Origin of the sequence: Streptomyces sp. NBC_00247 (assembly GCF_036188265.1) — a bacterium.
Taxonomy (GTDB): domain Bacteria; phylum Actinomycetota; class Actinomycetes; order Streptomycetales; family Streptomycetaceae; genus Streptomyces.
The window spans coordinates 3,740,001-3,761,481 of record NZ_CP108093.1 but is presented as its reverse complement, the minus strand read 5'-3'; the positions used below and the strand labels follow the sequence as shown (position 1 = coordinate 3,761,481).

The 21,481-nt window shown below is 67.2% G+C and carries 16 protein-coding genes and 2 rRNA genes (1 of these 18 running past the window's edge); 7 read left to right on the top strand and 11 right to left on the bottom strand.

The window, feature by feature from the left end:
* Positions 1 to 52: 52 nt before the first annotated feature.
* The 8 genes from OHT52_RS15975 to OHT52_RS15940 all read right to left on the bottom strand — a co-directional run bounded on the left by OHT52_RS15975 (position 53) and on the right by OHT52_RS15940 (position 9,143).
* On the bottom strand, positions 53 to 778 hold the full coding sequence (locus OHT52_RS15975) for a phosphatase PAP2 family protein (protein ID WP_328720803.1): 726 nt from the start codon (positions 776 to 778) through the stop codon (positions 53 to 55).
* 346 nt (positions 779 to 1,124) lie between these two features.
* The gene (locus OHT52_RS15970; protein WP_387369235.1) at positions 1,125 to 2,114 is read right to left on the bottom strand and encodes a C40 family peptidase; all 990 of its coding nucleotides are present in this window, start codon (positions 2,112 to 2,114) and stop codon (positions 1,125 to 1,127) included.
* A gap of 105 nt (positions 2,115 to 2,219) precedes the next feature.
* Positions 2,220 to 2,879 carry a hypothetical protein gene (locus tag OHT52_RS15965; protein ID WP_328720801.1) on the bottom strand — a complete coding sequence of 220 codons (660 nt, stop codon included), beginning with the start codon at positions 2,877 to 2,879 and terminating at the stop codon, positions 2,220 to 2,222.
* On the bottom strand, positions 2,876 to 4,750 hold the full coding sequence (locus OHT52_RS15960) for an alpha/beta hydrolase (RefSeq protein WP_443046795.1): 1,875 nt from the start codon (positions 4,748 to 4,750) through the stop codon (positions 2,876 to 2,878). Before OHT52_RS15960 ends, OHT52_RS15965 begins: the two co-directional genes overlap by 4 nt.
* 787 nt (positions 4,751 to 5,537) lie before the next feature.
* Positions 5,538 to 5,912: a hypothetical protein gene (locus OHT52_RS15955; RefSeq protein ID WP_328720799.1), complete on the bottom strand. Its 375-nt coding sequence runs from the start codon at positions 5,910 to 5,912 to the stop codon at positions 5,538 to 5,540.
* 215 nt (positions 5,913 to 6,127) lie between these two features.
* Entirely contained in the window at positions 6,128 to 7,924 is a 1,797-nt protein-coding gene (locus tag OHT52_RS15950) for an alpha/beta hydrolase (protein WP_328720798.1), read from the bottom strand.
* Positions 7,921 to 8,343 carry a hypothetical protein gene (locus OHT52_RS15945; protein ID WP_328720797.1) on the bottom strand — a complete coding sequence of 141 codons (423 nt, stop codon included), beginning with the start codon at positions 8,341 to 8,343 and terminating at the stop codon, positions 7,921 to 7,923. Before OHT52_RS15945 ends, OHT52_RS15950 begins: the two co-directional genes overlap by 4 nt.
* 332 nt (positions 8,344 to 8,675) lie before the next feature.
* Positions 8,676 to 9,143 carry an ATP-binding protein gene (locus OHT52_RS15940; protein ID WP_328720796.1) on the bottom strand — a complete coding sequence of 156 codons (468 nt, stop codon included), beginning with the start codon at positions 9,141 to 9,143 and terminating at the stop codon, positions 8,676 to 8,678.
* Positions 9,144 to 9,334: 191 nt separating this feature from the next.
* Between OHT52_RS15940 and OHT52_RS15935 the strand changes: the two genes are divergently transcribed.
* From OHT52_RS15935 to OHT52_RS15905, 7 genes are all read left to right on the top strand, one after another.
* Entirely contained in the window at positions 9,335 to 10,189 is an 855-nt protein-coding gene (locus OHT52_RS15935) for a helix-turn-helix domain-containing protein (protein WP_328720795.1), read from the top strand.
* Between the two features lie 349 nt (positions 10,190 to 10,538).
* The gene (locus OHT52_RS15930; RefSeq protein WP_266706183.1) at positions 10,539 to 10,847 is read left to right on the top strand and encodes a hypothetical protein; all 309 of its coding nucleotides are present in this window, start codon (positions 10,539 to 10,541) and stop codon (positions 10,845 to 10,847) included.
* 177 nt (positions 10,848 to 11,024) lie between these two features.
* Positions 11,025 to 11,912 (top strand): hypothetical protein, encoded by an 888-nt coding sequence (locus OHT52_RS15925; protein WP_328720794.1) that lies wholly within the window; start codon positions 11,025 to 11,027, stop codon positions 11,910 to 11,912.
* On the top strand, positions 11,902 to 13,224 hold the full coding sequence (locus tag OHT52_RS15920) for a hypothetical protein (protein ID WP_328720793.1): 1,323 nt from the start codon (positions 11,902 to 11,904) through the stop codon (positions 13,222 to 13,224). The genes OHT52_RS15925 and OHT52_RS15920 overlap by 11 nt, the downstream gene beginning before the upstream one ends.
* A complete protein-coding gene (locus OHT52_RS15915; protein WP_328720792.1) occupies positions 13,221 to 14,771 on the top strand; it encodes an SCO6880 family protein in 1,551 nt (516 codons plus the stop codon). The genes OHT52_RS15920 and OHT52_RS15915 overlap by 4 nt, the downstream gene beginning before the upstream one ends.
* Positions 14,772 to 14,870: 99 nt before the next feature.
* A complete protein-coding gene (locus OHT52_RS15910; RefSeq protein ID WP_328720791.1) occupies positions 14,871 to 16,307 on the top strand; it encodes an ATP-binding protein in 1,437 nt (478 codons plus the stop codon).
* A gap of 1 nt (position 16,308) precedes the next feature.
* Positions 16,309 to 17,892 (top strand): type IV secretory system conjugative DNA transfer family protein, encoded by a 1,584-nt coding sequence (locus tag OHT52_RS15905; protein ID WP_328720790.1) that lies wholly within the window; start codon positions 16,309 to 16,311, stop codon positions 17,890 to 17,892.
* 29 nt (positions 17,893 to 17,921) lie between these two features.
* Here the strand turns inward: OHT52_RS15905 and OHT52_RS15900 are convergent, their stop codons facing one another.
* From OHT52_RS15900 to OHT52_RS15890, 3 genes are all read right to left on the bottom strand, one after another.
* Positions 17,922 to 18,479: a GNAT family N-acetyltransferase gene (locus OHT52_RS15900; protein ID WP_328720789.1), complete on the bottom strand. Its 558-nt coding sequence runs from the start codon at positions 18,477 to 18,479 to the stop codon at positions 17,922 to 17,924.
* Positions 18,480 to 18,616: 137 nt separating this feature from the next.
* A 5S ribosomal RNA gene (gene rrf / locus OHT52_RS15895) occupies positions 18,617 to 18,733 on the bottom strand.
* A gap of 76 nt (positions 18,734 to 18,809) precedes the next feature.
* Positions 18,810 to 21,481, bottom strand: a 23S ribosomal RNA gene (locus OHT52_RS15890); it runs 454 nt beyond the window's last position.

Genomic DNA, 21,481 nt, shown 5'->3' with positions numbered 1-21,481 from the left:
CCGGCTCCCCACCGGGGAACCGACGCCCTGCCGTACTCGGGCGAGGAGCGGGTCAGGCAGCGAGGTCCTTGTCTCCCGTCCCGCCGCCGCGGCCCGATCGCGGCTCGGGCACTTCGAGCGTGCCGCCGAGGCCGGCGGCGGCGACCCCCGCCCGCCTCGACCGTACGAGGAAGCCGGCCCGGCGAGACCGGGAGACGGCCGCCACCAGCGGGGTCAGCAGCGCCATGGCCAGCGGGGCGAGGAGGAGCGTGACGGCCGTGCCCAGAGCGAGGCCGCCGATCACGTCGGTCGGATAGTGCACGCCCATCCAGACGCGGCAGAACCCCTCGGCGAACGCGAGGCCCAGTGCGACGAACCCGAACTTCCGGCCGGCCACGAAGATGCCGACCGCCAGCGCCATCGCCATCGTGGCGTGGTCGCTGACGAACGAGAAGTCGTTCTTGCCGTCGACGAGGACCTCGAGCCCCTCATGGTCCTTGAACGGACGCGGGCGCTCCACGAACCCCCTGATGGGGATGTTGACGAGGAGGGCGATGCCCATGGCGAGCGGTGCCCAGACGAGTGCGGCGACCGCCGTCACCGAGTCCTCGGCCGTGCCGTGCCGGCGAACGCTCCACCAGCACCACAGGGCGACCAGGACCATGCCGAGCATGATCCCGTACTCGCCGACGAACTCGACGACGCTGTCGAGCCAGGCGGGAGAGGACTTGGCCAGCCCGTTGATGTCGTAGAGCAGGCTGACGTCGGGGTTCGACCCATCGAGTGCGAGTCCAGCCATCTGCTGCGGCCCCTTGCCTTGTCTGCTGCCGCGACGCGCGTCCATGCGCGCCGCCCGTGGTCGAACCCCCCGTGTTCGGTGCGATCCGGTACCGCGTACCTGTCGACGCGTCCTGCGACACGACGGTGGTCGGGCCATCGCGCGTGGTCAGTGCGCGGGTCGTCCCATTCCAGGGAACGGCCTCCCGGTAGCGACGGTTCCGCCCTCCACCGAATGATCACCATGACGTTATCGAAGAGTGACTCATCGTCGCAGCCCAGGGCCCAGGCTTTACAGAGAGTTCCTGCTTCCGCCATCACCGCAGTCACCTTCCGTCACCCCACCCTTGCCTTGCCCCGTCCCCGCCTCAGGCCTGCGGGAGAGCAGTGGGAAGCGCCGCCGCACCGTCCTTGGTGACCCGCGTCGCACCGAAGTAGTCGGGACTGTCGATCTTGTCGAAACGGATCACCGCTCCGGTGTACGGCGCGTTGATCATGTACCCGCCCCCGACGTAGATCCCCACGTGGTGGATGGCCCGCGAGTTGTTCAGATCGTCGGAGAAGAACACCAGGTCACCGGGGAGCAGCTCGTCCCGGGACGGATGCGCCCCGGCGTTGTACTGGTCGTTGGCGACCCGCGGCAGCTCGATGTCCACACTCCGGTACGCGGCCTGCGTCAGCCCGGAGCAGTCGAACCGGCCGTTCTGCTCGGCCGTACCGTTACCGCCCCAGAGATACGGAGTGCCCAGCTTCTGCTGCGCGTAATAGATCGCCCCGGCCGCCTGCTGGGAGGGCGCCACCCGGCCGACCGGCTTGGCGAAGCTCTTCTCCAGGGACCGGATGATCTTGACGTAGTTCTGTGTCTCGGCGATGGCAGGAACCCCGCCGGCCCGGATGACCCGGTAGGCACCCGCGTTGTAGGAGGCGAGCATGTTGTCGGTCGGATCGCCCGGCACGTCCTTCACGTACCCGGCGAGCTCGCAGTCGTACGAAGCTGCCGAGGGGATGGCGTCGGCCGGGTCCCACACGTCCCGGTCGCCGTCGCCGTCGCCGTCGACACCGTGCGTGGCCCAGGTGCCCGGGATGAACTGCGCGATGCCCTGGGCCGCCGCCGCGCTCTGCGCCCGAGGGTTCCAGCCGCTCTCCTGGTAGAGCTGCGCGGCGAGCAGCGCCGGGTTGATCGCGGCGCAGAGCGTGCCCCACTTCTCCACGAGCGGCTGATAGCGCGCGGGAACCGCCCCCTTGGCGAGCCCGACCGACCCGCTCGCCCCGGCGATGCCCGCGGCGGCGGAGTACGTCCCGACGACGAGCAGCCCCACGAAGCAGAGACACAGCCCGATCCCACCGCCGACGAACACCCAGTATTTCCGCACCCCTCAACCATCCCCTACCGAGCCACGGTTCAAGGGTCGTTTCGAGGGTGTGTACGAATCGTTCGGAGCACGCACGTCACTGACGCCCCCTCAGGATGCGCCCACCGACCAGTAAGGGGACTTTACATCGGGGCGCGGCAGAGGGTAGACCCCCTCGTACGCGGGGCCGTTCGGCTTCGACGCGGAGTCGGCCACCTTCGACTTCCGCACGCACGGGCTGTCCACCTCGAAGAACACCTGCCCTCCGCCCCGGACACTCACGCTGATGCCGAACCCCTCCGCCTGCGCGTACACCGCGGGGAATTCCTCGTCCTTGTTGACGGCCTTGATCCGGTACCCGCCCTCGCGCCAGAACTCCGTCACCCGGTCCAGGAACTCCTGGCGCCGCTCGGGTGCGACGACCGTCATCACCGTGCGCCTGCGCGTCACGTCGCAACTGCCCGTCGTGGTGGGACCGTGGGCCCACTGGACCGCGGGTTCGATCGCCTTCAGGGTCAGGTCGAGCATCGAGTCCGCCCGCTCGGCGGCACCCTGCATGTCCATCGCACCCATGGGGCTCCCTGTACTCCCGCTCGTACTTCCGCTCGTGCTGGTGGACGCACTGTCGCCGGTGCCGGAGGTCGCGCCGTCGCCGGTGGCGGTGGTCGAGCCCGTGGCCGGGCCGTCCGATCCCACCTGCTGCCCGCCGCAGCCGGCCAGTACGAGACCGAGCGCCAGAGTGGCGACCGCCGTCCGGAGCCTTCGCCTCATCGCTGTTCCTCAATCTTCAGATTGCTGGAGTGTCCCGACACGATCAGGGCGATGGCGTCGGCCGACATGGCGTCCCGCACCGGGTCGAAGTACTGCGAGTGCGCCTCGGCGCTGATGCCGTGCCCGCTGATCACCGGCGGCCCGGGGTCGACCGGGAAGCGGACGGCACCGAACGCCTTGCTCGCCGGGTCCTTCCCGAACCAGAGGTCGTCGTCACCCGGATCCGCGAGATCCCCCGCGAAGTACGCACCGGCCGGACCGAGAGCCAGCAGCCCGAGCGAGCCCACGACGGCCTGCGTCTTCGACGGCAGCTTGGTCACCGGGTCGTTCGCGGCGGCCCCGACGAAGACGTGCCGGGCGCCGACCCCGAGGTCCACCGCCTGGTCCACACCCACCCCCGGGCTGCCGACCAGGATGATGTCGTCCACCCCCGGAATCCCGCCCTCCCGCTGCGTCGCGGCCCCGACCGTGCGGGAGCCGTAGGAGTGCCCGATCGCGGTGAAGTGCGGGTCCTTGGTGGTGTTGGTCGCCGTCAGGCCGTCCCAGAAGTCGCCGTAGGCCACCCCGCCCTTCTCCGCCCGGTCGGTACCCATGATGGCGAAGTACCCGGCCACGCCGTCGCTGTCCGGCAACTGCGGAGCGTCGTACCCGAGCCAGACGATCGAGGCGCTGGACCGCTCGTACCCCTGCGCACCGATCGCGGTGTCCCGCGCCCGCTTCAGGTCGTTCTCCGCGAACTCCTTGTCCAGCGAGGTGTTCAGCCCCGGCACGTACGCCGACACGTGCTGCGACAGGTCGGGGTTCCCGTACGACACGATCGCCCGGCCGTTGCCCTCCGACCCGATCCCCAGCAGGAACATCGGCGGCTGCGAGCCCTCCTTCAGCTGCCGGTCGATCTCCCTCATCCCTTCGAGGATCTTCTTCGACTTCTTGTCGTCCTTGCCCGCCAGCTCGGCGATCAGGCTCTGGAGGTTCCTCCTGTTCGCCTGGTCCCGTACGGCAGCCGGTATCCCGTCCAGATTCCCGATCCGCTCCGGGAACAGCTCCAGGTACCGCCCGCGCTCGGCCGGGCTCAGCCCGTCCCACCACGCCTTGCGCCCCTTCGCCGAGGCACTCACCGGTATCCGGTCGCTCAGGTACTGCCGCTCGTCCTCACGGACGGCCGCCGCGACCCGTGCCCCGGAGCCGGGTAACCCCATGCCCCCGACACCCACACCCCCGGACGCGTCGGCCCACGCCCCCACCGCCGCCGCGTAGTCCCCCGCGGTCCACTTGGCCCGGGCGCCGTCCTCGGTCCCACGACCCGCCGCACCTGCCGCCCCGGACCACCGGTCGACGAGGCCCGCGACGCTCTCCCGCGGGTTCAACACGGTCCGGGCCGCGCCCCGGAGGTCACCTCCGAGCCCGTCCACCACCAAGCCCTCGAAGAACCCCGCGTCGGAGCCACCGCCGTTGCCGGAAACGGCGCGGGGGGCGGAGCCGGGGCGGGCGGCCTGGGCGCGCTGCGGAGCGGTGGTGCCGGTGGAGCCTGCGGTGCCGGTGGAGCCTGCGGTGTCTCCGGCGGCGCCGGCAGTGTTTCCGCCAGTGCCTGCGGTGCCTCCAGTGCCTCCAGCGCCTGCGGTACCGGCGGTACCGGCGGTGGTTCCTGCACTGGTGGTGCTCCCGGACCTGTCCGAACCGTCGTCGCCGGACACGGCTCCGGTGCCGCCGGCGGCAGCGCCGTCCACGCCGCCCTCCGTGGAGCCTCGCGTGCCGCCGGCTGCTCCGCCGGCGGAGCCTTCCTGCCCGTTCTGACGCTCCCCTCCGGCGACCACATCGCCGCCGGGCGAAGAGCACGCACCGCCGGTCAACTGGCAGATGGCGTTGCGCATCTCCCCGGTGAGTTGAGTCCCGACGGTCGTCGCCATGATCGCCCCGACCAGCGCGGCAACGATCAGGACAAGGCCGAGGTACTCCATCGCGCTCTGCCCGGCGTCACGGCGTGCCACGTACCACCGGACCGCGCCGAAGCCCGGCTCCACACACCGTTCCGCCCGAGGCACGCGGAACCACCCCCGCGCCGCAGGCCGTAACAGCAGCACCACCACACCCACAGGCATCACCAGTTGGGGAAGCCCGGACATCTCGGCGGCCTCGGTGTCATACGTCGCCAACGACCCGAGAACCAACCAGACATGCGCGACCAACAGCCCGAACCACACTCCGCGCCCACGGATACGCGCGTAGAACGACAACACGAAGCCAACGGTCCCCGGCAGAGCCGCGTACAGCAGCATCCCCAGCAGTTGTCCGTCCACCGCATCGACCGAGGACGCCAACGCGAGAACGTTGGTCACGCCCACGACCGTGCTCACGAACACCAGGCGCACAAGAACAAGGGCTGCCTGTAACGCCCTTGGCACGCCCCTCCCGCCCTGCGCTGTCCGGCTGAGGTTCGTTGCGTCACCCCCGGAGACCGCAAGCTCTCGTATGCCAGACACGTGGGGACCCCCGGCTCGTCAGTGGGCGCGGTGGCTGGCCTGCCACCGCACGTAGGGGACCACACCCACCCCACCACCGGCATGGGCCCCAGGACCCAAACCAGGACTCAAACAGCCGCCAACGGAACGCAGTTGGCGCGCAGATGCTCGCGCAGGACGACCCCGTCCAAGCAGTCCCTCACCCGCCCGACGCACCCGACGCGCCCGACGCGCCCGAGGGGAGCGTGGCACCAGCGACACCCGTGGCCGACCAGAAGTCGGACTGGATGTTGGGGCGCGGAATGTTCTCCATGCCTTCGTAGCTGGGGGTGTTGGGCTGACTCCTTGATTCTGCAACTGCGGAACTTTCAACGCACGGGCTATCCACGCGGAAGAACGCTTGGCCCGATCCACCAAAACTCAGGCTGACGTCAAATCCTTCATCAGTCTTCGCGTAAATCGCCGGATAGATCTCATCGTCATTAATCGCCGCGATACGATATCCACTCTTTCGCCAAAAGCGATCCACAACACCAAGGAAACTCCCACGTCGCTCTTCCGAGATGACCGTCATGACAGTCCTCCGGCGCGAAACAACACAGCTCCCAGCCGTTGTAGGTCCATGCGTCCAATGAACCTCAGGTCGAATCTCACGAAATACGACATCGAGAACCCCATCCGCCACTTGCGCCGCGTCTTGCATGTTCATTTCAGTCCGCCCCTCATCCGCACAGGCTCCGCATGCCAAGATTGCAGCCACACACAAAAATACGCCACCATTACTCCGATTCATCGAAATTCCTCGACCTTGACTCGCTTCGATTGACCTGCAGCAATTAGCGCGATGCTGCCCGCGCTCGCAGGGTCCAGCTCCGGATCAAAATACTGAGAATGCGCACCAAACGACCAATCCTGCACAAGTGTTGGGCCATCTGCGACGGGGAAACGTCTCGCGCCGAAGGCCTCACTTGCCGGGTCCTTGCCGAACCAGACATCATCACCTCCAGGATCTGCAATATCCCCCATGACGCGCGAAAGTTCAGGCCCCCCAAGGACGAACCCCACAGCGTTAGCGGCAGCTTGCACTTTCGATGGGGACTTGGTCACCACATCATTCTTGGCCGCCCCTACAAACACATGCCCTGCTTCCACGCCTAGATCTTGAGCATGATCAACTCCGATCCCTGGGCTACCCACGATTACGATATCGTCGACTCCTGGAATTCCACCTCTCTGTTGAGCTGCAGACCCAACAGCCACAGACCCATAGGAGTGTCCGATCGCCGTAATATGGGGATCCTCACCCCCACTAGTCACAGACATGCCCTCCATGAAATCGCCGAACGAGCGGCCCCCTTCATTCGCCCGTCCCGACCCGGCCACGTCAAACGAGGCCAGCATGTCTGGTGCCTGCGGTGCGTCGTAACCTAGCCACGCAATAGCCGAACTCGATTTGTCGATATTTCGAACAGCAATCGCCATATCGCGCGCCCGCTTTAGGTCGTTGCTGATAAATTCAGCATCCAAAGACGTATTCAACCCCGGCACGTAAGCCGCGACATTCTTCGAAGCATCCGGGTTTCCGTAGGCCACAATCGCGCGCCCGTTCCCCTCGTCGCCGATCCCGAGGAGGTACATCGGCGGGTCTCCAGGCTTGAGCGGTGCCTGAAGCTGCTGATCGATCAGCCGTAGCGCTTCGAGCTTCTCCGCCGCCTCGCCACCGTCCAATACCGCCAACTTGCCGATCAACAACTGGAGGCTGTCCCTGTTGGCTGCATCGCGTACCAGAGCGGGGATGCCGTCGAGGTTACCGATGATGTCCGGATAGGTCGCGAGGTACTCGTCGCGCAGTTCCTGCGAAAGACCGGCCCACCACTTCTTACGCTCGGCGGCCGATGCCTGGTACGGAATGTGGTCGTTCAGATAGGCCCGTGCCGCTTCGCGCACGGATGCCATGTCGGCCGCCGCATCGGTCCACGTGGAATCCGGGACATCCAGGCTGTCTTCGGCCTTCAACTCGCGGAGAATGCTCGCGTACCTCACGTCCGCGTCAGCGGCCAAGGCCACCGCCCTGGCAATCCGGTCCGCGATGTCCTGGGCTGCGGCCGCGTGAGGATTGGGAGGTGTCAGGGTGCCCGAGGGTGACATCAGGTCGGGGAATCCGCCGGCGTCAACTGTCTTCCCACCCGGCAGAGGATTGTCGGCGATCAACCCCTCCCTCGCGGGGTACGACACCGACCCGTTGGCGTGCACGGTGAACTTCAGGCTCTCGGCTTCCCCCAACGCCTCTCGGACCGACTTCTGATGCGTGCGTACCTCGTGGGCAAGGCTATTCAGTGCCGTACGTACGAGTCCGGTTTCCGTGTAGGCGTACTGGAAGTTCCGGGCCAGCCGTCGCAGACGGGCGAGGGCGGCGTCCACCGCCTCGCCTTCCTGAGTCTCGCGGAGGCCGGTGAGAATCTGCTGGTCGATCCGGTCCCGAGCCGCGTCGGCCCGGTGGCTGAGACGACCCCAGCCGTCTGCGGCGCAGTCCAACTCCCCACACGGCACCGCAAGCAGAGCGGACCATGTCAGTACGCCCTTCACTTGTCGCTCCCGCCGAGCAGATACAACGAGGACGGTGGCCGGGTCAGAGACAGCGGTGGAGTCGACTGCACCGGGAGATCCACCAACGGGCCGAAACCCTCACCTACCGCTTCGTCCGTCGTCCGTTGTTCCCTGGCGACCGTCCGCAGTTTTCCGGCGAGGCTTCCGCACTCGCCTTGTGCCGTCGACATACGACGTACCCACGACGCACGAACCGCTGCGAGCTCGCCCAGAACTGCGAAGTCGCCGGCGTTCTCGCTCGTCAGCAGGCCCTCGTGGGACTTCTCCAGTTCGAACCTCGCCGTGCCGAGGTTCGTGTGCAACGCTTCGGCACCCCCTGCGGCCTTGATCCACGGCTCATCGTGGTGCCGCAGCCGGTCGTAACCGGAGGCCGGATCCGACGCCGCCCTCTTCCCCACGTCCTCGCTCGGCCCTTGCCCCGGCCCCTCCTCGGGCCCACCGACATCCCGGCTGTTGATCAACTGACTTTCCGTCGGGTCAACCGACGTCTGCCACGCTTGCGGCTGTCCGACGGACATACCACCACCCCGTTCCTTGATCCTCGATCCTCGATCGTGGAGCGGCAGAACTGTGCCTGATCCAGGAGGGGCGACGCGCCGCCCTTCCACGGCTCTACGCGGCACGGGCCCGGTATTTCCGGGGCGGTCAGGGGTACGCCGAGCCACGGTTTCACCCGAATGATGGGCAGCCCGTCAGCTCGTACCGCCCGAGCGGTGACATCGGGACGCGTTCATTCCGGCTTCTCCCCGCACACCACCCACAGCAGCTTGCCGCCCTCGCCGGTCGGTCCGGCGGGCAGGGCACGACCACCCCAGCTCTCCGCACACATCTGAACGAGGGCCAGTCCCCGCCCGCGTTCCGTGAGCGTCGTCTGCTGGGCCGGTACGCACACCCCGCTGCTCCCACCGTCCCCGGGTCCCCGGAAGGGGGGCGGGATCTCCGGATTGCTGTCCCAGACACTGAGCCGGATACGTCGATGCCCCGCGCCGCACATCCGGAGCGAGTACGCCCCCCAGGAGTGCTGGTACGCGTTGGTGGTCAGCTCACTCACCAGCAGCTCTGCGGTGTCGCCCAGTGCGGTCATGCCATGTGCGCGCAGCACCACCCGCAGGACCGAGCGGGCCACGCCGGGCGAGCGCGGATCGTGCGGCAGTTGAAGGGTGTACGTCCACGGCGGCGATACGGTGGGTGCATGCATGGAAATCCCCGTTCGGAAGGTGTGGTTGGCGGGCCCCGTCCGGCACCCGGCGTCCGAACCGGCCGATCGGCGGGCTCGTCGCGGGCACCTGTCCCACGATCACGGTAGAGGCGCCATGTAATACATTCCCCGCAATCGGGGTAATGCATGCCCTAAGACACCCGAACGAGTGACTGGGCGAACGGAGGCCGATGGCGACCAACTCGACCCCGACGGCACGTCGGCGACGGCTCGGCGCGGAACTGCGCAAGCTGCGCGAACGCGCCGGGATCACCGCCACGGAGGCCGCGGTCCTGCTCGGCGGCAACCAGGCGCGCATCAGCAACATCGAGGCCGGACGGTACGGAGTGAGCGCCGACCGGGTCCGCGCCCTCTCCCGCCACTACGCGTGCACCGACCGCGGACTCGTGGAGGCGTTGGCCGCCATGACGGGCGAGCGCCGAGGCGGCTGGTGGGAGGAGTACCGGGGCGACCTTCCGGGCAACCTGTTGGACCTGGCCGAGCTCGAACACCACGGCACCGCGCTCCGCGCAGCCACCATCTGCACCGTCCCGGACCTCCTCCAGACCGTGGACCACGCCCGCGAGGTCCACACCCGGGGAGTGCCCGAACTGACGCCGCCCGAGGCGGAGCGGCGGCTCTCCTTCCGCATCAGGCGGCAGGACCTCGTCTTCCGCGCGGAGGCGGTCCCGTACCGGGCGATCGTCCACGAAGCCGCCCTGCACATGGGGCTCGGCGGCTCTCGGGTCGCCGGCCCCCAACTGCGCCATCTCCTGGCGATGAGCGAGCGGGAGACCGTCTCCCTCCGCGTCATCCCCTTCGCGTCCGGCGGGCACCCGGGAGCCGGGCAGCCGATCACGTACGTACAGGGTTCGGTCGCACAACTGGACACCGTGCACCTGGAACAGGCGCACGGCCTGACCCAGCTGGACGCCGAACCTCTGCTCCGGACGTACCGCCAGTTGCTGGACAGGCTCGAATCGCTCGCCCTTGACGTGCGGGCGACACGCGACCTCCTGCACACCCTCGCGAAGACAGGCGTTTAGGGGCACGCAACCTGACGGAGCATCGGCCTGACGCAGGCGGCGCACGACCGGCTCTCGAACAGCGCATGCGAACACGGGCGCCCCGGCGGGCGCTCCCGTCGCGACGGAAACCATGACCCTCGTCATTGCTCCTCGTCACGGAGCGTGATACACAGAGTAACCAGCCAGTGGTCCAACCGCCCCGGCCACACCGCAGCTCAGGACGGCCACCCCGGTCATTTGTGCGAGATCCGGGTAAAGAGACCCGGGAAGGCGTCGTGCTGGCGGGGTTTCATCAGCGAAGATAAGAAGACACGACCCGCACCGGACGGCGCGGGCGGCGAACTACACAGCAGGGGCGGTGACTTACATGATCCTGGCAGCTGAGAAGGGCGACATCACCACCATCATCGGCGGAATCGCTCCGAACTGGGGCCCGTTCGGGACGCTGGGCAACGAGGCACGCATCATGGTCGAGGTGGTGATGGCGGTAGCCATCCTGCTCTGTCTCGGTATCGCGATCTGGGGTGCGGCCAAGCAGCGCATCGGCGCGACAGCCCTGCGCGACACCTTCAGCGCCGAACAGGGCAAGGGCCTGATCGTCGCCGGGCTCACCGGCGTCTTCATCATCGGATCCCTCGGCACCCTGTTCACCATCGTGTACGGCATGGCTGTCTGACGCGCGATCAGCGAAATTTTCTGCTGTCGCATCCCGTCTCCCCATCATCCGCCCGTCGCGTCACCGGCTGAGGTCGAGTCATCCCATGTCGAGTCACCACACCGCCCCCGCGCGGCGCCCAGCAGAGCTACCGTCGTACGACGGAGGACCGCACACGGCTGAGGGGACGTACGCGGCATGAGCTACGACGATGAGCAGGGCTACGGAAGCAGGGACTCCGGCAGCCGGGGCGACGACGCGTACAGCACGTTGGGCGGAACCCGCCAAACGCGCACCCGCCTCCCCGAGGGAAACCCCGGCACCCTCCATGGCCGCCGGCCCGCCCGCAACACCCGCTCGCTGGTCATGGCTGTCGGCGTGGTCGTGCTGCTCGTCGCGGCCATCGCGTTCGCGAACCTCGGCGGTGGCGACAAGAGTGACAACGTGGACCCGGCCGTCCCTGGCAGCAGCCGCGCGGACACCGCCGAAGGCACGGCCCCGACCGCCCCCACCGGCACCGACCCCGTCACGGGCAAGAACGGCAGCATCGCCTCGGGGTTCGCTCACGACGAGCAGGGTGCCCAGAGCGCGGCGGCGAACTACACGGTCGTGCTCGGGTCGGACCAGATGTTCAACAGCGACGGCCGCCACAAGATCACTGAGGCCGTATACGCCCCGGATGTCGCTGCGTCCCGTCAGGCCCGCATCGACGAGGCTTACTCCGGCACAGCATTTCTTTCCAGCATCGGGCTCAATCCCGACGGCACCCCCCCGGACGCCTTGACCTTCATCTCTCGATCTAATCCGGTGGGAGCCAAGATCGAGAGGTACAGCGGAGACCAAGCAACCGTCGCCGTCTGGTACTCAGCTCTATTCGGCCTTGCGGGAGAGGGCTCCAAGAACCCTGTATCCGAGGGCTGGTACACCACCACGTACGAACTGGAGTGGGTCAACGGCGACTGGAAAGTAACCGACTTCGCGCAAAAGGATGGGCCTGTACCCGTCGGACGTGACCAGGCGGCTTCACCGGCTGATCAAATGGCCGATGCGGTTACGGAATTCGGAGGGTTCACCTATGCGCGATAGAAGGTACCGTCGGATCTCGGCGGCGACTGTCGTTGGATCCGTCCAGGTCGGCGCATTCGCCTTTGCCGCCCGTGCTAGCGCCGCGCCGTCCCCTAGCCCTTCTCCTTCTGCCAGTAACAACGCATGTGATCTGATCCGAGGCCCCGCCAAGGACTACTGCGAAGGCGACGCAGGCACCCGCACCACACCCCCCAAAACCACCGACGACCCCCTGGACCCCCTCACCTCCCTGGCCCACGGCTGTGCCGACGCCGCGTCGTACCTCATCGGCCAGCTCAGCAAGGCCGTCGAGGGCACCGCCAGTGTCGACTTCACCAACGAGTCCTTCCGCAAGCAGTACGCGATCGTCTTCGCCGCCTCCACAATCCTGACCCTGGTCCTCTGGCTGTTCGCCGTGGCCAAGAGGGCGATCCGGGGAGTCCCGTTCACCACCGCGATCTCCGAGGCCGTCGGCTACCTGTGGCTCACGGTGCTGGCCTCCGCTTTCACGCCGCTCATCCTGTACGTCGTCGTCTCCGCCACCGACGGGGTCACGGAGGTCATCTCGTCCGCCACCGGCGGCCAGTCCGACGTCTTCTTCGGCTCGTTCGCCGAGGCGCTCGAAAAGGGCGACGGCATGGGCGGCGGGCCGATCATGCTGATCGTCGTCTCCCTGGTATCCCTTCTCGCCGCGGGCATTCTCTGGCTGGAACTGGTCATCCGGGCGGCGCTGCTCTACGTCGGCGCCCTGCTGGGCGTGGTGGTGTACGCCGGACTCGTCGACAAGAACATGTGGGGCCACGTACGCCGCTGGGCGGGCATCATGATCGCGGTGATCATGGTCAAGCCGGTGATCGTGATCGTCCTCGGCCTCGCGGGAGCCCTCTCCTCCGACGACGGGCCGGACGCGCTCTCCGCCGTCGTCTCCGGGCTCTCGATCATTCTGCTCGCCATCTTCGCCTCAGCGATGATCTACCGCTTCGTCCCCGGGTTCGGCGACGAGATCCAGGGCGCGCGTACCAACCGCAAGCAGGCCACCGATGGCTCCCAGGCCGCCGCGCTGGTCAGTTCGCCCGCTGCCCTCGTCTCCCAGGGCATCAAGACGCACAGCGGGCGCAACGACCAGAACAGCGGAGGCGGCGGAGGCGGCGGCCGGTCGGCCAACCCCCTGGGCGGCGGTGTCGCGGCGCACGGCTCCCGGGGCGGCGGAGGAGCCGCACCCGCCCCCCGAAGCGGTTCCGGTCCCACCTCCGGGACCCCCCACAGCAGCCGCTCCCCGCGGGGCGGTTCCGGCAGCACAGGTAATCCGAGCACAGGAGGTGGAGGGCGGTGACGATCCAGTCCCACCCGATCACGCCCCGCCGCACGTATCTCATCGGCCGTGCCCGGCCGAACGCGATCGTCGGCAAGAACCGCGAGACCGGCGAGATCGCCCTCATCATCGTCGGCGCGTTCCTCGGAATGATGAGCGGACTCGTCGTACCGGTCCTCTCCCTGCGCATCGCGCTGCTCACCGGCTTCCCGATGCTGGCCCTGGCCGTCGTGTACGTCCCGTACAAGCACCGGACCTTCTACAAGTGGTTCGAGATCAACCGCAGTTACAAGCGCTCCCTGCGTCGCGGCACCGCCTACCGCTCCTCCGCGATGGAGGCCGGGGTACGGGGTGACGGCCGCGAGGTCGAGGTCGGGCCGCCCCCCGGGATCGGGCGGATCAGCTGGCTCTCCGCCCCGTTCGGGCCGGACGAGATGGCGGTGCTGCTGCACGCCGACCGCCGCACGGTGACCGCCGCGATCGAGATCGAGGGCCCCGGCGTCGGGCTGCGCGACAGCGAGGACCAAGAGGCGCTGGTCGACCGGTTCGGCACCCTGCTCAAGCACGTGGCCAACGGCGACGGTTTCGTCACCCGCATCCAGATGCTGGCCCGTACCCTCCCCGCCGACCCCGACGCGCACGCGAAGGACGTCGCCCAGCGGGGCGACAACCACGCGCCGCGCTGGCTCCAGGACTCGTACGACCAACTGCAGTCCATGGTCTCGACCTCCAGCGAGCAGCACCGCGCCTACCTCGTCGCCTGCATGCACCACAGCCGCGAGCTCAGCGCCGAGGCCTCCGCGATGGCCCGCGCGGCACGCCCGCAGGGTGGCCGGAAGCTGGACCGCGACGCCGGACTGGCCGTCGTCATGGCCCGCGAGCTCACCGACATCTGCGCCCGCCTCGCCGAGGCCGACATCCGGGTGCGTCAGCCGCTCGGGCAGAGCCGGCTCGCCTCGCTGGTGCACTCGATGTACGACCCCGACCACCCGATCGACCACATCCAGGCGATGACCAAGCGGAATGCCTGGCCGGCCGAGCTGGACGCGATGGAGCCGACGTACCTCCAGGCCAAGACCCGGGAGTCGACCACCCGCGCTCCCTGGTGCCACGCCACGGCCTGGGTGAAGGAGTGGCCGATGACGCCGGTGGGCGTCAACTTCCTGGCCCCGCTGCTCGTCCACACCCCCGACGTCATCCGTACGGTCGCCGTCACGATGGATCTCGAACCCACCGAGGTGGCCATCGAGCGGATGCTGACCGAGAAGACCAACGACGACGCCGAGGCCAGCCGCCAGGCCAAGATGAACCGCACCGTCGACCCCCGCGACATCGCCGCCCACGGCCGTCTCGACCAGCGCGGCGAGGACCTCGCGAGCGGTGCGGCAGGGGTGAACCTGGTGGGGTACATCACCGTCTCCTCGCGTTCCCCCGAGGCGCTCGCCCGTGACAAGCGGACGATCCGGGCGTCGGCCGGAAAGTCGTACCTGAAGCTGGAGTGGTGCGACCGCGAGCACCACCGCGCCTTCGTGAACACCCTGCCGTTCGCGACCGGCATCCGCCGCTAGAAAGCCGCTGGAAGACGCGGCCCCGGGGAACAACCCCGCACCACTGCACCACCCCACCTCCGGGCGACCGGAAGCAGTCGAGAGAGAGGGCAACCACTCGTGCGAGACCCACTGTCCGCATTGTCGGAAGCCTTCACCGCGTTCCTCTTCGGCAAGGTGGAGACGACCCGCCTGCCCGTGCGTACCTCCACGGGCCAGGCGCAGGCCGTCTATCTGCCCACCGCCGCGCCCGGTCTCGGAGACTCCGGGGTGATCATCGGGCGCGAGGTCTACTCCGGCAAGGGCTACATCTACGACCCGTTCCAGCTGTACGGGCAGCAGCTGCCCGCACCGCACTGGCTGGTGCTCGGCGAGTCCGGCAACGGCAAGTCCGCGCTGGAGAAGACGTACGTGCTCCGCCAGCTCCGCTTCCGCGACCGGCAGGTCGTGGTGCTCGACGCCCAGGGCGAGGACGGGCACGGCGAGTGGAACCTCATCGCCGAGGAGCTGGGGATCACCCCCGTCCGGCTCGACCCCACCGCTGCCCTGAACGGCGGCATCCGGCTCAACCCGCTCGATCCCGCGATCACGACGACCGGTCAGCTCGCCCTGCTCCGTACGATCATCGAGGTGGCCATGGGCCACGGTCTCGACGAGCGTTCCGGCTTCGCGCTGAAGGTCGCCCACGCGTACGTCAATCTGACGATCACCCAGCGCCAGCCCGTTCTGATGGACATCGTCGAGCAGCTGCGCCACCCGGAGCCCGAGTCCGCCGAGGCGATGAACGTCGACATAGACGACGTAAGGGCCTGGGGCCTCGACGTCGCCCTGGTGCTGGACCGACTGGTCGACGGTGACCTGCGCGGCATGTTCGACGGCCCGACGACCGACGGCATCGACCTGGACTCCCCGCTGATCGTCTTCGACCTCTCGCACATCGACCGCAACTCGATCGCCACGCCGATCCTGATGGCGATCGTCGGCGTCTGGCTGGAGCACACCTGGATCAGGCCGGACCGGAAGAAACGCATCTTCCTGGTCGAGGAGGCCTGGCACATCATCAACTCGCCTTTCGTCGCCCAGCTCTTCCAGCGGCTGCTGAAGTTCGGCCGTCGGCTCGGGCTCTCGTTCGTCGCCGTCGTGCACCACCTCAGCGACGTCGTGGACGGGGCCGCGGCACGCGAGGCGGCGGCGATCCTCAAGATGGCCTCCACCCGGACGATCTATGCCCAGAAGGCCGACGAGGCCCGGGCGACCGGGCGGGTGATCGGGCTGCCCCGCTGGGCCGTCGAGATCATCCCGACCCTGACCCCGGGCATCGCGGTGTGGGACGTCAACGGCAACGTCCAGGTCGTCAAGCACCTGATCACCGAGGCGGAACGCCCACTCGTCTTCACCGACCGCGCCATGACGGAGTCCTCCTCCGACGGCGCGAACGACCTGGACGACCTGCTCCCCGAGTACGCGCGCGAGGCGGAGCGCGACACGGAACGACGGGCGGCCCGCATCGAGCGCCGGCAACGGCTCGACGAGTCGTCCGAGTCCACGGTGGCCTGAGGTGGCACGCACCTCGACGGGTTCCGGCCCCGGGCACCCTCCGGTCGGTCGCGAGGAGCGGGGCGGCGGCGTCCCGGACGGACTGCTGATCGGAGGACTCGCCTTCCTCCTCGGGGTGACGGTCCTCCTGTGGACGGCCACCGGGCTCGCCGGTCTGTTCGCCCACGGAGCATGGCCCGCCGACGTGTCCCTGCCGCGGACCCCCTCGGCCCTGCGCCGGCTCGCGAGCTCGCCCACGGACCTCGCCGGCGCCTGGCCGAGCACCCCACCCGGCGAGCTCTCCGGCTACGGCCTCTTCTGGGGGCTGCTCATCAGCGAGCTGCTGGTGCTGGTGGTCCTCGGTGTGTTCGTCCTCGGCGTCGTCACCCGTGGCCGCGAGGTACGCCGCCGCGCCCGCGAGGAACGCCGGGACCGCGGAGAACTCCAGGCACAGCAGGCACAGCAGGCACAGCAGGAAGGCCGGCCACGGCAGACACGGCGGGAGGACGGGGAGCGCGACGAACGCCCGGCCGCCCCTCCCATGGCCACCGCCCCCCTCCGGAGCCAGCCGACCCCACCCCCGGCCGCCGCCCCCGTCCCGGGTCCCGTAACGGCTTCGCTTCCGGTGGAAGCGAAGGAGGACGGGCGCGGTGTCCCCGCCGCCAGGACTCCCGGTACGCCCGTTCTCCTCTACGCGACCGCGGCCGAGCGACGGCCCACCGCCGTCCAGGCCGTGCTGGACGCTCCCGGCCCGGTCCTGGTGGTCACCTCGGACCCCACGGTCTGGGCGGAGACGAAAGACGCCCGTGCCAAGCTCGGGCCGGTGCTCGTCCACGACCCGGGGCATCTCTGCGACACCCCGGCCCGCCTCCACTGGTCGCCGACCGAGGGCTGCGAGCAGCCCGACGTGGCGGCGGCCCGGGCCGCCGCGCTCCTCGCGCCGGTACGCCCACAGGCCCGCATCGACGAGGCGACCGCAGACACCGCGCAGACCCTGCTGCAGTGCTGGCTGCACGCGGCGGCCGTCGACGGGCGCCCGTTCCGCCAGGTCCACCGCTGGGCGATGGGCGGCGGCGCCCAGGAGGCGGTACGGCTCCTCCGCACCCACCCGAAGGCGGCCTCCGGGCTCGCCGGTCTGCTGGAGTCCGCCCTCACGGCCCACCCCGAACGCCGCCGGGCGGCCCAGGAACTGACGGGACGGGCGCTGAGCGCACTGGCCACGGTTCACGTCCGCGAGGCCTGCACACCCCATCGATCCGATACCGCCGCACTGGGTTCCTTCGCCCTCGAAGGGGGAACCCTGTATGTGGTCGGCGAGTCCGTCGAGGATCCTCGCCACCAGCCGGGCGCGATGCCACTGCTCACCGCGCTCGCCTCGCACGTGGTCGAGCACGGCCGCCGCATGGCCGCACGGTCAACCGACGGTCGGCTCGACCCACCAATCACGCTGGTCCTCGACGACATCGCCGCCGTCGCCCCGCTGCCCCGTCTGCCCGAGCTGCTGGCGACCGGCCAACGTCAGGGCCTCGTCACGCTGGCCCTGCTCCGCTCCCCCGAACAGGCCCGTGCCCGCTGGCGTACCCCGCTGACGCCGCCGGCCGTGTGACCCCCGGCCCCCAGGCGCACTGCTCCGGTTCAGCCACGCTCCCGTACGTACTCCACCTCGTGCTCACCCGGAACGCCCGGCACCGGCACGGTGTCGCCGGTGGGCACGAAGCCGTACCGCCGGTAGAACGCGGCTGCCCGCGGGTTGTTCTCGTGGACGAAGAGCCGCAGACGTCCGAGGTACGGATCGTCGAGCCCGAAGGCCCACTCCTCGGCGGCCCGGAAGAGCGCGTCGGTCACCCCGGTCCCCCGGACCTCCGGACGCACGAAGACCCCGACCAGGTGCCCCTGCGCGGCCTCCGCCTTTCCCCCGAAGATGTCCTCCCCACCGGAACGCTCGACGAGAACCGTGACCGATCCCATCCAGCGTCCGTCGGCCGCCTCGGCGACGAACTGGGCCACGTCACTTCCTTCGGCCCCGCCGGCAGTCCGCTGCTGCCAGAACGAGTCGGGTTCCCCGGCCGCGTTCTCGTACGTCTCCAAGAAGGCCACCGGCGCTGCCGGGTCCTGGAGGGCCAGCAGCCGCAGTTCCTTGACCGACGGCCACTCCTCGGGACGCACACGCCGCAGCACATGATCGGTATTCATTCGGTCATACTCTCTCCGGGCTCGGAGAGCAGTCAAACCGTTTCGCGCACGAAAGGACACGACCGAAGCTCCGGAGAAAGGCTCGTGAACGCAGAAGACCCCCGTGCCCAAAGGCACGGGGGTCTCCCGGAAAAATTGTTCGGCGGCGTCCTACTCTCCCACAGGGTCCCCCCTGCAGTACCATCGGCGCTGAAAGGCTTAGCTTCCGGGTTCGAAATGTAACCGGGCGTTTCCCTAACGCAATGACCACCGAAACACTATGAAATTAACCAACCGGATGAAAACACGGCGGTTGTTATTTCAGAACCAACACAGTGGACGCGAGCAACTGAGGACAAGCCCTCGGCCTATTAGTACCAGTCAGCTCCACCCGTTACCGGGCTTCCACATCTGGCCTATCAACCCAGTCGTCTACTGGGAGCCTTAACCCCTCAAAGGGGGTGGGAATACTCATCTCGAAGCAGGCTTCCCGCTTAGATGCTTTCAGCGGTTATCCTTTCCGAACGTAGCCAACCAGCCATGCCCTTGGCAGGACAACTGGCACACCAGAGGTTCGTCCGTCCCGGTCCTCTCGTACTAGGGACAGCCCTTCTCAATATTCCTACGCGCACAGCGGATAGGGACCGAACTGTCTCACGACGTTCTAAACCCAGCTCGCGTACCGCTTTAATGGGCGAACAGCCCAACCCTTGGGACCGACTCCAGCCCCAGGATGCGACGAGCCGACATCGAGGTGCCAAACCATCCCGTCGATATGGACTCTTGGGGAAGATCAGCCTGTTATCCCCGGGGTACCTTTTATCCGTTGAGCGACAGCGCTTCCACAAGCCACTGCCGGATCACTAGTCCCGACTTTCGTCCCTGCTCGACCCGTCGGTCTCACAGTCAAGCTCCCTTGTGCACTTACACTCAACACCTGATTGCCAACCAGGCTGAGGGAACCTTTGGGCGCCTCCGTTACTCTTTAGGAGGCAACCGCCCCAGTTAAACTACCCATCAGACACTGTCCCTGATCCGGATCACGGACCGAGGTTAGACATCCAGCACGACCAGAGTGGTATTTCAACGGCGACTCCACAACCACTGGCGTGGCCGCTTCAAAGTCTCCCACCTATCCTACACAAGCCGAACCGAACACCAATATCAAACTGTAGTAAAGGTCCCGGGGTCTTTCCGTCCTGCTGCGCGAAACGAGCATCTTTACTCGTAGTGCAATTTCACCGGGCCTATGGTTGAGACAGTCGAGAAGTCGTTACGCCATTCGTGCAGGTCGGAACTTACCCGACAAGGAATTTCGCTACCTTAGGATGGTTATAGTTACCACCGCCGTTTACTGGCGCTTAAGTTCTCAGCTTCGCCGACCCGAAAGTCAGCTAACCGGTCCCCTTAACGTTCCAGCACCGGGCAGGCGTCAGTCCGTATACATCGCCTTACGGCTTCGCACGGACCTGTGTTTTTAGTAAACAGTCGCTTCTCGCTGGTCTCTGCGGCCACCCCCAGCTCACCGAGTAAATCGGATCACCAGTGATGGCCCCCCTTCTCCCGAAGTTACGGGGGCATTTTGCCGAGTTCCTTAACCATAGTTCACCCGAACGCCTCGGTATTCTCTACCTGACTACCTGAGTCGGTTTAGGGTACGGGCCGCCATGAAACTCGCTAGAGGCTTTTCTCGACAGCATAGGATCATCCACTTCGCCACAATCGGCTCGGCATCAGGTCTCAGCCTTAACGTGTGACGGATTTGCCTACCACACGGCCTACACCCTTACCCCGGGACAACCACCGCCCGGGCTGGACTACCTTCCTGCGTCACCCCATCGCTTACCTACTACAAGTCTGGTTCATCGGCTCCACCACTACCCTCAACTCCGAAGAGATCGGGCCGGCTTCACGGACTTAGCATCGCCTGATTCAGTACTGGGCGTTTCAAAGCGGGTACCGGAATATCAACCGGTTGTCCATCGACTACGCCTGTCGGCCTCGCCTTAGGTCCCGACTTACCCTGGGCAGATCAGCTTGACCCAGGAACCCTTAGTCAATCGGCGCACACGTTTCTCACGTGTGTATCGCTACTCATGCCTGCATTCTCACTCGTGAACCGTCCACAACTCGCTTCCGCGGCTGCTTCACCCGGCACACGACGCTCCCCTACCCATCCCAGCCCCCGTTGGGGGTATGTGCTGGAATGACACGACTTCGGCGGTACGCTTGAGCCCCGCTACATTGTCGGCGCGGAATCACTTGACCAGTGAGCTATTACGCACTCTTTCAAGGGTGGCTGCTTCTAAGCCAACCTCCTGGTTGTCTCTGCGACTCCACATCCTTTCCCACTTAGCGTACGCTTAGGGGCCTTAGTCGATGCTCTGGGCTGTTTCCCTCTCGACCATGGAGCTTATCCCCCACAGTCTCACTGCCGCGCTCTCACTTACCGGCATTCGGAGTTTGGCTAAGGTCAGTAACCCGTTGGGGCCCATCGCCTATCCAGTGCTCTACCTCCGGCAAGAAACACACGACGCTGCACCTAAATGCATTTCGGGGAGAACCAGCTATCACGGAGTTTGATTGGCCTTTCACCCCTAACCACAGGTCATCCCCCAGGTTTTCAACCCTGGTGGGTTCGGTCCTCCACGAAGTCTTACCTCCGCTTCAACCTGCCCATGGCTAGATCACTCCGCTTCGGGTCTAGAGCGTGCAACTCAATCGCCCTATTCGGACTCGCTTTCGCTACGGCTTCCCCACACGGGTTAACCTCGCTACACACCGCTAACTCGCAGGCTCATTCTTCAAAAGGCACGCAGTCACGACTGCATGTGCAAGCACATACAGCGACGCTCCCACGGCTTGTAGGCACACGGTTTCAGGTACTATTTCACTCCGCTCCCGCGGTACTTTTCACCATTCCCTCACGGTACTATCCGCTATCGGTCACCAGGGAATATTTAGGCTTAGCGGGTGGTCCCGCCAGATTCACACGGGATTTCTCGGGCCCCGTGCTACTTGGG

Bases quoted from the DNA above. Each gene is read 5' to 3' on its own strand.
- OHT52_RS15955 (WP_328720799.1), bottom strand. From the start codon at position 5,912: ATGACGGTCATCTCGGAAGAGCGACGTGGGAGTTTCCTTGGTGTTGTG.
- OHT52_RS15900 (WP_328720789.1), bottom strand. From the start codon at position 18,479: ATGAATACCGATCATGTGCTGCGGCGTGTGCGTCCCGAGGAGTGGCCG.
- OHT52_RS15975 (WP_328720803.1), bottom strand. From the start codon at position 778: ATGGCTGGACTCGCACTCGATGGGTCGAACCCCGACGTCAGCCTGCTC.
- OHT52_RS15935 (WP_328720795.1), top strand. From the start codon at position 9,335: ATGGCGACCAACTCGACCCCGACGGCACGTCGGCGACGGCTCGGCGCG.
- OHT52_RS15930 (WP_266706183.1), top strand. From the start codon at position 10,539: ATGATCCTGGCAGCTGAGAAGGGCGACATCACCACCATCATCGGCGGA.
- OHT52_RS15940 (WP_328720796.1), bottom strand. From the start codon at position 9,143: ATGCATGCACCCACCGTATCGCCGCCGTGGACGTACACCCTTCAACTG.
- OHT52_RS15960 (WP_443046795.1), bottom strand. From the start codon at position 4,750: ATGCGCAACGCCATCTGCCAGTTGACCGGCGGTGCGTGCTCTTCGCCC.
- OHT52_RS15920 (WP_328720793.1), top strand. From the start codon at position 11,902: ATGCGCGATAGAAGGTACCGTCGGATCTCGGCGGCGACTGTCGTTGGA.
- OHT52_RS15925 (WP_328720794.1), top strand. From the start codon at position 11,025: ATGAGCTACGACGATGAGCAGGGCTACGGAAGCAGGGACTCCGGCAGC.
- OHT52_RS15965 (WP_328720801.1), bottom strand. From the start codon at position 2,879: ATGAGGCGAAGGCTCCGGACGGCGGTCGCCACTCTGGCGCTCGGTCTC.